At 43.3% G+C, this 12977-nt stretch carries 9 protein-coding genes; 3 read left to right on the top strand and 6 right to left on the bottom strand.

What is annotated here, in order from left to right; all coding sequences use genetic code 11:
• Positions 1–27 precede the first annotated feature (27 nt).
• The 3 genes from NZ848_RS09700 to NZ848_RS09690 all read left to right on the top strand — a co-directional run bounded on the left by NZ848_RS09700 (position 28) and on the right by NZ848_RS09690 (position 5833).
• Positions 28–1164: a trans-sulfuration enzyme family protein gene (locus NZ848_RS09700; RefSeq protein ID WP_259015332.1), complete on the top strand. Its 1137-nt coding sequence runs from the start codon at positions 28–30 to the stop codon at positions 1162–1164.
• 177 nt (positions 1165–1341) lie between these two features.
• Positions 1342–2934 (top strand): S8 family peptidase, encoded by a 1593-nt coding sequence (locus NZ848_RS09695; protein WP_259015331.1) that lies wholly within the window; start codon positions 1342–1344, stop codon positions 2932–2934.
• Positions 2935–3097: 163 nt separating this feature from the next.
• The gene (locus NZ848_RS09690) at positions 3098–5833 is read left to right on the top strand and encodes an alpha-L-rhamnosidase (RefSeq protein WP_259015330.1); all 2736 of its coding nucleotides are present in this window, start codon (positions 3098–3100) and stop codon (positions 5831–5833) included.
• Between the two features lie 82 nt (positions 5834–5915).
• On the opposite strand, the gene NZ848_RS09685 is transcribed toward NZ848_RS09690, so the two are convergent.
• The 6 genes from NZ848_RS09685 to NZ848_RS09660 form a co-directional block, all read right to left on the bottom strand.
• Entirely contained in the window at positions 5916–8297 is a 2382-nt protein-coding gene (locus tag NZ848_RS09685) for a M1 family metallopeptidase (RefSeq protein WP_253530666.1), read from the bottom strand.
• 102 nt (positions 8298–8399) lie between these two features.
• A complete protein-coding gene (locus NZ848_RS09680) occupies positions 8400–8855 on the bottom strand; it encodes a RidA family protein (protein ID WP_259015329.1) in 456 nt (151 codons plus the stop codon).
• A gap of 144 nt (positions 8856–8999) precedes the next feature.
• Complete coding sequence (locus tag NZ848_RS09675; RefSeq protein ID WP_101724530.1) at positions 9000–9194, bottom strand: hypothetical protein; 195 nt, start codon at positions 9192–9194, stop codon at positions 9000–9002.
• 99 nt (positions 9195–9293) lie between these two features.
• Entirely contained in the window at positions 9294–10085 is a 792-nt protein-coding gene (locus tag NZ848_RS09670) for a LytR/AlgR family response regulator transcription factor (RefSeq protein WP_259015328.1), read from the bottom strand.
• 22 nt (positions 10086–10107) lie between these two features.
• Positions 10108–12396 carry a histidine kinase gene (locus NZ848_RS09665; RefSeq protein WP_259015327.1) on the bottom strand — a complete coding sequence of 763 codons (2289 nt, stop codon included), beginning with the start codon at positions 12394–12396 and terminating at the stop codon, positions 10108–10110.
• Positions 12393–12974, bottom strand: a complete 582-nt coding sequence (locus NZ848_RS09660; RefSeq protein WP_259015326.1) for a hypothetical protein — start codon at positions 12972–12974, stop codon at positions 12393–12395. The genes NZ848_RS09665 and NZ848_RS09660 overlap by 4 nt, the downstream gene beginning before the upstream one ends.
• Positions 12975–12977 lie beyond the last annotated feature (3 nt).

The following is a 12977-nucleotide window of genomic DNA, read 5'->3' as shown; positions in this document are numbered from 1 at the left end:
AGCCGTTATTAATCCCCAAAATTACACATGAAATTAGAAACTCTAACCATACATACCGGAAATGATGGTGAACCCGCCACCGGAGCGGTGATACCCCCCATTATTCTTTCAACTACTTTTGAGCGTGCCGCCGACGGAACCTTTGTTGAGGGACGTGATATTTATGCCCGCGCCTCTAACCCCAACCGACGTATGCTGGAAGAAAAACTGGCTGCGCTGGAAGGCGGTACCGATGCCATTGCTTTTTCGTCGGGTCAGGCAGCTACCATGAGCGTTTTTCATGCTTTGGGTACCAACAGCCATGTAATTTTACCGGACGACATCTATTACGGCACCCGTTATATGATTGAGAGCCTGTATGAACACTGGGGTATGACCTGCACAGCAGTTGACATGACCGACATTGGCCAGATAAAAAGGGCAATCAGAGAAAACACCAGGCTGATATGGGTAGAGACGCCATCAAACCCAAGTTTGAAAATTACCGATATACAGGCAGTAGTAAAACTAGCAAAAGCTAAAAATATTCTGGTGGGCTGCGATAACACCTGGGCTACCCCTTATTTTACCCGTCCGTTTGATTTTGGCGTGGATATCATCATGCACTCAAGCACCAAATATTTCGGTGGGCATTCTGATATTCTGAGTGGCTGCATTATTGTTAACGATAATTGCCCGCCGGAGTTGAAAGCCAGAATCAGGAATTTTCAGACAACAGGAGGCGTAATACCCTCACCTTTCGACTGCTGGTTGTTGTTTCGTAGTCTTTCTACTTTTGCAGTCCGGATGCCGGTACATGCCCATAATTCCATGAAACTGGCCATGTTTCTGGAAGGGTATCCGCAGATAGAAAAAGTAAATTATCCGGGTCTGAAATCCAATGAATATCACAAGGTTGCCAGAAAACAAATGAGCAACGGTTTTGGCGGTATGATGTCAATACTGGTAAAAGGCGGCCAGGAAGCTGCCCTGAAATTGACAGCCAACCTGAAACTGGTAAAACATGCTACCAGCCTGGGCGGAGTAGAAACCCTGATAGAACACCGTAAGTCGGCAGAGGGCGCCCATTCGGTAAGTCCTGATAACCTGCTGAGAATATCAACAGGCATTGAAAATATCGACGATCTGCTTGCGGATTTCAGACAGGCACTTGAAAATTTATAAGCACTAAATATTTATTTTAATTAAATATTAATCAAAATAACCCATTCTGGGTTAAATAAAAGCCGGAGCAAATCGTTTATATTCGCAATCAGCTTATTTTCTTAAGTAGGCAGGTACCGGCGAAAGACGCTATACTTTAACAAACAGGTCTATTTTATTAACACAAAAAACTAAATAATGAAGAAAGTACTTTTTTCAATTTTTCTCCTTTCTTTTTTTCTACAAACCAGCGCACAACAGTTAAAGACTAAACCAAACTGGCAGAATCTTGATTTTGAAAAAGACGGTGTTAGAGGTATGAGCGTTGAGCGTGCATACGCCGAATTATTGAAAGGCAAACCATCTAAAACTGTTCTGGTGGCCGTTATTGATGGTGGTACGGATGTAAACCATGAGGATTTAAAAGACAGAATCTGGGTAAATGCTAAAGAAATTGCAGGGAACGGTAAAGACGATGACAAAAACGGGTTCGTTGACGATATCAATGGCTGGGATTTTCTGGGTGGTAAAGACGGCCAGGACGTAAACCACGAGCAGATTGAAATAACACGCATGCTGAAACAGCTGAAGGAAAAATTCGGAGATAAACCATCTAAGAAACTGTTGCGTAAAAATCAGGCTGAATACGCTTTGTATCAGAAGCTGCAAAAAGAATTTGAAGAGAAAAAAGCAGAAGCTGAACAATATGCCCCATTTTATGCGCAATTGTATAAGAACTTCGTAGAGTCGGAGAATGTATTGAAGGCTTATCTGAAAACGAATAATCTAACAAAAGAAAGCATAGCAGGCATTGACGAAAACAGCGTAGACCGCAGTGTAAGAGCGGCCAAGCGTACATTAGAGAAGTTTATGGAGCTGGGCGCTACCGGCAGCGATATTAAAGATGCCGTTGAACACTACGAAAACGAACAGAAGTATAACCTCAATCTTGATTTCAACCCACGTGTAGTGGTGGGCGACAAGCCTGATAAATTGCAATACGGCGAATATGGCAACAACGAAGTGGTAGGCCCCGACGGTATGCATGGTACCCACGTAGCAGGTATTATTGCGGCCAATCGCAATAATAATCTGGGTATAAAAGGTGTGGCAGATAATGTACGCATTATGGTGGTGCGCGCCGTACCTGATGGCGACGAAAGAGATAAAGACGTGGCGAATGCTATTCGTTACGCCGCAGACAACGGCGCACAGATTATCAATATGAGTTTCGGAAAACCTTATTCTCCTGAGAAAAAATGGGTCGACGACGCCGTGAAGTATGCGCAGTCGAAAGGTGTATTGCTGATAGCCGCTGCCGGTAATGATAATGAGGATACTGATGTAGACGTGCATTACCCCACCAACACCTATGCCAATGGCGGAAAAGCCGAAAACTGGATATCAGTAGGAGCCTTGTCATGGAAAAATGCACCTGATGCCGTGGCAGAGTTCAGCAACTATGGTAAAAACAATGTAGATGTGTTTGCACCGGGTGTTGATATCTACTCTACCATTCCGGGTTCTAAATATGAAGAAAAGAGCGGTACAAGTATGGCTGCACCAGCCACCACAGGTGTTGCCGCTTTACTGAAATCATATTTCCCTGAGTTAACAGCGGCCCAGTTGAAGAAAATTATTCTGGAGTCGGCAGTGAAAGCCCCGGAATTGAGAGTTTACAAACCCGGAACCAAAGAGATTGTGAAGTTTGAAGATTTGTCGGTAACGGGTGGCATTGTAAATGCCTACAATGCTGTAAAAATGGCCAGCGAAATGACCGCAAAGCAATAACAAATGTTAATCAGATAAGTTATGAATCCGTAGCAGCCTCTGCTACGGATTTTTATTTTATCAAAATGAGACAATAGCAGGAGAGTAAATGAGGGTACTCTGATTGTTTTCGGTTTATTTTGTAGAATAGTGCAAAATATTATTGATAAAATTAAAAATTGCAATGAAACGAATATTTACCCTGCTCGTCTGTCTCGCTGGTATTAGCGCGATGGCTCAAAACCTGAGTACCTATGATTTAACCTGCGAAAACCGGGTGAATCCTATCGGTCTGGACGTAACCAGGCCACGTTTTACATGGAAAATTGCCGCAGGCGGTCGTAACATTCTTCAAACAGCATACAGCATTCGGATAGCCACATCTCCCGATTTCGCCAAAAAAAATCTGGTTTGGGATTCAGGCAAAGTAAATAGTGATGAGTCTGTATTACAAACCTATCAGGGAGCTCCGCTTAAATCGGGGCAGAAATACTACTGGCAGGTAAAAGTCTGGGATAATCAGGCGAATGAGTCACCCTGGAGTACCACGGCTTTCTGGCAGACGGACCTACTCAACCCGGCTTCTGAAATAACAGCCCAATGGATTTCGTCCGGCATTAAAGCAGATACTGCCTATGGCATAGTGCCGCAATTCAGAAAATCATTCAGCACATCAAAAAAGATTAAATCGGCTATTGCCTATATTACTTCTAAAGGATTGTATGAGGCACATATAAACGGCCAAAGGGTAGGCGATGCCTACCTGACACCCGGCTGGACCAGCTACAACAAACGTTTGTTGTACCAGACATACGATGTTACCAATCTTTTAAAACAAGGCAAAAACGCCATTGGTGTAAGCTTGGCCAATGGTTGGTACAGAGGTGAATTAGGCTGGGAGAAAAAGGTGAATTTCTATGGCAAAGAAACAGCATTGCTTTGCCAGTTAAATATAACTTATACAGATGGAAAGACAGAATCTGTTATTTCTGACGGCACTTGGAAAGTATCAACCGGGCCTATTCAATTCTCTGAAATTTATGACGGCGAAGTATATGATGCCAGACATGAGAAGGCAGGCTGGGCAACCGCTACCTTTGACGACAAAAATTGGCAGTCGGTGGTAGTAAAAAACTTCCCGAAAGATATTCTTTTCTCTGCCAACCATGAATTGATTACCAAACATGAAACCTTTAAGCCTGTAAAGGTGCTAAGAACGCCAAAAGGCGAGCAGGTACTTGATTTCGGCCAGAATCTGGTAGGTTGGGTACAAATGAAGGTGTCGGGTAATGCGGGTGATAAAATTGTGCTTTCGCACGCTGAAGTGCTTGACAAAACCGGTGGGCTTTATTTTGATAACCTCAGAAACGCACTGGCGCAGGATACTTATATACTGAAAGGCCAGGGGGTTGAAACCTACGAACCGCGATTTACTTTCCACGGGTTCAGATACGTAAGGGTAGAGGGTCTGAAAGAACCATTGAACCCCGATAACTTTACCGCTGTGGCTTTGTATTCTGATATGAAACCAACGGGCAGCTTTGAATGCTCTAATCCACTGGTAAACCAGCTACAAAAGAACATACAATGGGGGCAGAGGGGTAACTTTCTTGATGTACCAACTGATTGCCCACAACGCGATGAACGCCTTGGATGGACAGGCGACGCTGAAGTTTTTTCACGCACGGCCGCTTTCAATTTCAATGTAAACAATTTTTTCTCTAAATGGCTGAAAGATGTGGCTGCCGACCAGAATCCTAATGGCGCCATTCCTTTTGTGATACCCAATGCCCTGAAAGGTACTTTTTTTGATACCCCGGCAGGTGCAGCAGGTTGGTCTGATGCAGGTATCATCATTCCATGGAATCTGTACGTAGTATATGGCGATAAGCGCGTGGTAGAAGAACAATACCCCAGCATGAAAGCATATCTGGATTATGTACGAAATGCCGCAAATAATGATTTATGGAATACCGGTTTTCAGTTTGCCGACTGGCTATCATACAGGGTAGATGATTCGAAAGGTCTGATTGGCCAGAAGTCTGCCATTACAGATAATTATCTGGTGGCGCAGTGTTTCTTTGCTTATAATACCAGCCTGATGATCAAAGCGGCGAGGCTCCTGGGCAAAACAGAGGAGGTAAAAGATTATGAAGCCCTTTTGGAGCGCATAAAGGCCGCGTTCCGCAAAGAATTTATGACAGCCAGCGGAAGGCTGATTTCTGAAACACAGACAGCCTATATACTTGCCTTACAGTTTGATATGCTGCCGGAAGAATTACGCCCGCAAGCAGTAGGCCGACTGGTAGATAACATAAAAAGCTATAATTATCACCTGACTACCGGCTTTTTGGGTACGCCGTTCCTTACGCCTGTATTGACACGTTTTGGCAGAACCGACGTGGCCTATCGCTTGTTATTGCAGGATACCTACCCGTCATGGCTGTATCCAATTAAAATGGGCGCCACTACCGTTTGGGAAAGGTGGGATTCTATGAAGCCCGACAGCACTTTTCAGGACCCAAGCATGACCTCGTTCAACCATTATTCGTATGGCGCCGTGGGCGACTGGATGTATCGGGATGTAGCCGGTATTGATGTTGATGAGTCTGGTGCAGGCTACAAGAAAATTATCATTAAACCGCATTTGGGAGACGGGCTGACCTCTGCCAGTGCCAGAATCATCACCAATTATGGTCTTGCCTCATCTGGCTGGAAAAAAGACGGCAAAACTACGGTATACACCATTGAAATTCCGGCGAACACCACAGCTACGGTTTATTTGCCCACCACCAACGTACCTGATATTGAGGAGGGAGGCAAACCGGTTTCGTCTGATATCAAGATTGATGGCATAGACGGCAATCACACCAAATTGCTGGTGGGTTCAGGCAAGTATGAGTTCAGAGTCAGGAATTAAGAATCTAAATTGAATTATAAAACGAAAGCCGGGGCAAACACGCCCCGGCTTTCGTTTTTATGCTTTATGTGTAGGGTAAGAATTAGTTCTTACCACTGGTTTGCACACCTGATGGCTGATTTTGTTTAGCCTGTTGCATAGGGTTAGGCCCTTGCTGGAACGCCCTTTGTTTGAACGCCTGAAACTTGGTTGGTTGCTCCGGTTCACGTGGGAATGCATTATTGGCTGTATCAATATCGGCAATCTCATAGAAAGGGTCAAGTGTAAACTTCTTCACTTTTTTGGTAGTTGGAAGCGTTTTCTTAATCTCTTTATCATTCAATCGCCAGATTTCAGCAGGTATTCTCACAATTTCGTTAGTGCCGTCTTCATAATCCAGTTTCACAATAACAGGCATTGGCAAACCACCTTTATTTTTGATTTTCAAAACATAGAAGTTTTTGCCTTCTTCCAGCATTTTACGTTCTTCTTCAGACAAGCTGGCTTTATATTGATCCGATTTCTGTTTGTCGGTAGCTGTTACGGCAAACTTATCATAAGAGTTGTAGAAGTCTCTCATCGTTGAGTCTGCCTCTACTACTGTTTGTTTAATATCTGTTTTGTTGCGGATATTGCTCAGAGTTTCGCGCTTGGCGTCAAAATCAGCTTTATCGGCCGCTTTTTTAGCAACAGGGTCCTGGTTGTCGATAGAATACCATTCAACCTCGGCAAGGTCCTGGTCAACAGGCTCTACGCCATAAAACCAGCCTTTCCAGAACCAGTCCAGGTCAACGCCTGAGGCATCTTCCATAGTACGGAAGAAATCGGCAGGCTGCGGCGATTTAAACGCCCAGCGACGTGCGTATTCTTTAAATGCATAGTCAAACAGCTCGCGACCCATAATGGTTTCGCGCAACATATTTAAACCCGTAGCAGGTTTAGCGTAGGCATTTGGCCCTAATGATATAACGTTGTCTGAGCTCGACATAATAGGCACTTGTTGTGTCTTGTCGGTTTTCATGTAAGGCACAATGTATTGTGGCTCACCACGACGCGACGGGAAGTTACGGTCCCATTCCTGCTCAGCCAGATACTGGCAGAAAGTGTTCAGGCCTTCATCCATCCAGGTCCATTGGCGTTCGTCCGTATTTACAATCATCGGAAAGAAATTGTGGCCAACCTCATGGATAATTACACCAATCATACCTGCTTTGGTCATTTCAGAGTAGGTGCCATCCGGCTCAGGACGCCCACCGTTGAACGATATCATCGGGTACTCCATACCACCGCCTGCAGTAGCATGGCATGAAATGGCTACCGGATATGGGTATTGAATGGTACGGTTACCATAGCTTCTCAAAGTATGTTCTACTACGCGGGTTGAGTATTGCCCCCAAAGCGGGTTACCTTCTTTTGAATAGAAAGACATTGACCATATTTTGCGGCCGTTGTTATACACATCAGTCTGCATGGCATCCCAGATAAACTTACGAGACGAGGCAAAAGCGAAGTCGCGCACATTAGATGCCTTGTAAATCCAGGTTTTTTTGCCGGTTGGCTTAGCTTTCTCAGCGGCTTCTGCTTCGGCCTGAGTAACAATTACAACCGGAGTTTTAGAGTTTTTAGCCTGTTCGAAACGTTTCAGTTGCGTGGCAGACAAAACTTTGTCGTAGTTCTGGCATTCGCCGGTTGCCCCAACAACGTGGTCGTTAGGTACAGTAATTTCAACTTTATAGTCTCCAAACGGAAGAGTAAATTCTCCCTGCCCCAGAAACTGCTTATGCTGCCAGCCGTTTACGTCGTCATATACAGCCATCCGCGGAAACCAGTGTGCAATAAAGTAGTTATAGTTGCCGTCTTTCGGGAAGTACTCCATACCCGAGCGGCCGTAGTAGTCTGTAATGTTATAGTTCCAGTCGACACGGAAAGAGTAAGATTGCCCGGTTTTCAAAGGTGTTGGTACTTCTACTCTCATCATGGTATTGTTGATGGTATACACCAGATTGGCACCGGTTTTGGCATCTTTTACCAAAGTAATTTTGTAACCATACTCTTTGTTGCTGGCAATAGTGGCTCTTACCGAACTGGGTGCGTTGATACCCTGAATGGCTCCGAAAGACATCTGGTTTTCAATGCCGCCTGTTTTGGTTAAGGCATTGATAGATGTTTTTTCAAACAGGTTCTGGTCTAATTGCAACCAGATGTAACGCAGTTCGTCAGGCGATTTGTTGGTGTACGTAATTACCTCTGTTCCAATAATGCGTTGGTTTGCGTCGTCCAACTCCACTTTAATGTCGTAGTCGGCTTTTTGTTGCCAGTAGTCTTTGCCCGGTGCGCCAGAGGCGGTGCGGTAGGTGTTGGGTGTGGGTAGCTCGGTGCCCATTTGCTCAAAACGGGTGTTGGCATTGTATTGGGTAGTGGCCGGCATCTGCGCAAACGCCGTGAACCCCGCCAATAAACAGATAAATAGAATGGTGTTTTTCATGAATATGATGAAGGAACTTGATTGATTAACAAAAATAAATAAAAACCTGAATGATGTATATTAAAAATGTGCCCGGAAGATGGGGAAGAGACCATATTCGACTTATTTTCGACGAACCTTAGGTAAAACGGCTATTACAGCAATTTCAATATTGGCTCCGCCGGGCAAATTGGCAACGCCTACCGTGGTACGGGCAGGAAAGGTACCGGTAAAAAATTTGCCGTACAAGTCGTTTACTCTGGCAAAATTACCGAGGTCTTTCATGTAGATAGTTGTATTAACAATGTCTTCCATGCGGGCTCCGGCGGCTTCAACAATGGCTTTGATGTTTTCCATTATCTGCATGGTTTCTGGTTCTACGCCCCCATCTACCAGTTTACGGGTTTCAGGGTTCAGACCTATCTGCCCGGCTACATATAGCATGCCGTTGGCTTTTACTCCCTGGCTGTAAGGAGCAATCGGTACAGGAGCTTTGTCGGTTTTTACGATTTCTTTGTTTTGTGCAATGGCAAATGAGACAGAAAAGGCTAAAAGTGTGGTTAACAGAGGCTTGTTCATACGGTTTGAGTTTGTTTATACAATTTTCAGAATTTTGTATGTAAAATCAAAGCGTATGAAACCGTAAATGTAACAACTGTACTGCAATGTTAGTTTTTCTGTAGTGGCGCTCTTACAGGGTCATAAATTTTGCAGGCTTACCGGTTATGCTTCATCTTTAGTGGTGCGAATCAGGTTAATACCCGAGCTGAAAAAAATTAAACCAATAATGCCGTAAATAATAAGCGCTTTTATGTTTTTGGTGCCACCTGTGGTATTTACAAATAATACGGCAGCATAAATAAGACCGGCAATGCCTAACACGGTAAGTATTGACCCGAAGATTCTTTTAAGATTCATATAATTATTAAAGATTTATGTTCATTTTAAACATGGGTATCTTTAATAAGTATTAAAAAACTATGCCATAGCCAAAAGGTTTAGTTTTGCCCTATAATTTTAAATTTCCATCAGCTTTTTCAGGTTATCGCCGTAGGTAGAGCCCGTTTCCAGTTTGGTAGTTTTGCTGTCTCGCATCAATACCAGGTATTTACCATTAAAATACTTTTGCAGTTCTTTAATGTGTATAGAATTAACAATAGCCGAGCGACTGACACGCACAAAATTATCGGGTAGTTTTTCTTCCAGACCCGTTATGGTGTAGTTGGTCAGGTACTGTTTGCCATCTGTTGTGTTCAGAAACACATATTTGTCTTCGGCCTCAAAGTAACTGATTTCAGTTAAGGGTATAAACAGAATGCGTTCGCCTGATTTTACTGATATGGAGTGAGCCGTGGTTTGCTTTTGAGCGGGTGTGCGCAGGGCATCTTCTTTTATTTTTAACTGCTCAAGCAATTGCATCAGATTGGCGCTCAGCGAACTGTCTTCCTTTTTGTCTTCCAGTTTCTTTAGTTTTTCTATGGTTTTTTCCAATCTTTCGGCTTCTATGGGCTTCAGCAGGTAATCAACCGAGTTCTCCTCAAATGCTCTTATGGCGTATTGGTCGTAGGCGGTAGAGAAAATAACCATTGGCATATAAGACAGGTTAGCCAGCATTTCAAAGCCTGTCATGAGGGGCATTTCAATATCCAGAAATATCAGGTCTGGTTTGAGCGATTCTATTTTCTCCAGCCCTTCCTGTCCGTTATGCGCTTCATCAATTATCTGAATGGTCGTGCCATAACTAGCCAGCAGTCTCTTTAAGCGGCTTATGGCCAGGGGTTCGTCGTCTATTAATATGGTCTTTAACATACAATGCTGAATTTTTATTGAACTACACTTCTATATGTGTTTTATCTGCTGTTTCAACCGGAACTCTGATGATAATGGCTTTGAAATCGTTGTTTTGTATTTGCACACCAGCTTCATTGCCATAAATCAGGCGCAATTTATCACTGATGCTTTTCAGTCCATAGCCTCCGCTTAAATCTTCTTTAAAAGCCGGGCCGTTGTCGTGTATCTGAAAAGCAATCAGGTTGTCTTCTTTACTTATTTTTACGTCAATAATACCGTGTTCGGTTATTTTAGAAATACCATGTTTAATGGCGTTTTCAACCACCGGTTGTAGTAGAAAGCGTGGAATTTTGATTGATTCAAGACCAGCTTCTATGTTAATGGCATAGTTCAGCCTGTCGCCAAAGCGCATCTGCTCAATAGACAGGTAAGATTTTACGATATCCAGCTCTTCGGCTATGGTATGAAAACTCTGGTCAGAACGGCCGGTCGTAGCTCTGAACAATTTTGAGAGCTGAATTGTCATTTCTTCGGCCTTATCGGGGTTGTCATGAATCAGACCTGTAATGCTGTTTAACGAGTTGTACAAAAAATGCGGGTTAATACGTGCCTCCAATGCGTTTAGTTGTGCTTTGGTTTTCAGCTTTTCAAGGTTAAGTAATTGGTATTCCTGTTCAGATATTTTGCGGTCCAGGTCTTTAGAACGTTGCCAGTTATAAAAAAAGACGCAAACGGCTATCATAGGTATAAACAGATATAAGGTACCCTGATTAACAAGCCAGCCATCGGTATATTTTACCGACATAATTTTCCAGTAATGGGTCCAGTAACGGCCTCCATCGTTTTCGAGCAGGTAAAATGCTTTCTGTATGAGCCGTGTTAGCATAATAACACCATAGGTAAGCACAATAAGAATGGTATACTTTGACCAGTTCTTAATCAGAAAACGCTCTATAAAAAGTATAAAAATGGTAAGGCTTATAAAACAAGACACCCCGGTTGTGAGGTTAGCCAGAAATACCGCCTTATTCTGTTCTGCTTCAAGAGAAGTAGGGTTAAGGAGTTCAAGCGAGAAATAGAGAATGCTGTTAAGGCCGTAAATAAAAAAAATGGTGTAAAGCAGCGTGTAAAATAAAAACCTGGAGTTAAGCCTGTTTATAATGCCTCTGAAATTTACTCTGAACCCCTCGGTGCGGTCTTTATAATAGCGTCTGGCCGGTTCAGGATTCTGGGTGGTGTTTTGAACAGGCGTAACCTGCGAACTGACACCGGGGGCTTTTTCTACACTGAGGCGGTCAGCCCATGTAGGCTGTTTTTTTTTAAACTCGGTTTCCTCCATATATGGCTCCCCTTTGGGGGCATATATTTTAACATTACCCCCAAATGACTTTAATTTTACACTTGCACCACCCCCGTTGACACTACCAGATAGAAAACCTGAACGGTTAATGCCCTGAAAACCCTGAATATATGGCGCACTTACCGAACCGCCGTCGGCCTCTATCTGCATACCCTGGTTTAAGGGTAATTGTGCTTTTATGTTGCCGCCGGAGGTTTCAATCCAGAGGTATTCGTTAATTGAAACTGCCTGGATATTGATATTACCACCTTTGGTAGAGGCGCCAATGTTGCCTTTCATGTTTGCAAGCCTGATGTTACCTCCGAAGGTATAAGTCTTGAATTCGCCTGAAATATTGTTAGCTTTTATGTTGCCTCCGCTGGTTTTGGTGTATAGTTTTCCGCTGAAATTCTCCATTTTGAAATTACCTCCGCTTGTAGAGCAGTTAATTTCTCCCTTTGAATTATGTATCAGTATGTTTCCTCCTGAAGAAGAAAGGTCGGCCTTGATATCACAATTGCCAATCTTAATATTTCCTGCAGCTGCTTTGCCCTGAATCTCGCCTGAAGAATTAGCAATTCTTACGTCTCCAATGGTTGTACGGAGCATTTGCCTGCCGTTAAGGTTGTTAAGAGATATGTCGCCAACATTGGTTGTTATGACGGCGTTTATGTTTCGGGGTATAAAAATCCGGAGCGATACCCGGAAGAAACTCAGCCAGTCCCATTTCCAGAATCCATTATTGGTTGCAGCTACCCGCAGGTTGTCTCCCTGCCGGGTTATGCTTACCAGCTCATGGCCTATGTCATACGAGTTAACACTTTCTTTTTTGAACAGGTTAACTACCAGCCGCTTAGATGCATATATTTCTATCCGTATCTGGTTCTCGTCATATCCTACCAGCTCTATACCACCGGCAATGGTCTCTGCCTGCAGATTTTGTATGCCGTCTGACGGAATATTTTTTATTTCTGATGGTAAATAGTTCATTCCTCTATTGTTTTGTTTCGTTCTACAATCCACATCACAAGCAGGGTCTCAAATACCAGTGTAAACGGAATGATAGAGATATTTTTTAAAAGAAGTATTACGGGCCATTTGCCTGTCGATTGGCTGATTAAATCTGCCGATTTCAACCAGTTAAGAAAGGGGGTGTATTCAAGCGTAGCAAATATGGCAATATTGGTACTAACGGCCACTATTACGTAAATTATTAAATTGACTAAAATAGCCAGAAAATGATGCCTTACATTGTTTTTAAAATTAGACCAGGTATCTAACCAATCTGATTTCCTGAGTCTGAATATAGCCAGAAAATGATTGAACCCAGCCAGCGGCTGCCCCCGACCGATTACTGCAAAGATGATTAACAAACGTGCCAGGTTCACTATTACTTCAAGTACGGTATGAAAGCTTCTGTTAATGTTACCCCATCCGCCTTCCTGAACGAATCTGCCAAGACCGGCGATTAACCCCAATATTGAAAAAAGTATGAAGTGTTTTTTCAGATGTTTATCTGTATTTTCAATAAGGTCTGCGTATCCTAGTAAAACGGTCGATTCTTTCATTGC

The sequence above is a fragment of the Emticicia fluvialis genome, assembly GCF_024793945.1.
GTDB classification, from domain to species: Bacteria; Bacteroidota; Bacteroidia; order Cytophagales; family Spirosomataceae; genus Emticicia; species Emticicia fluvialis.
The sequence above is the reverse complement of the archived record's forward strand: the minus strand, read 5'-3'. Positions and strand labels throughout refer to the sequence as shown.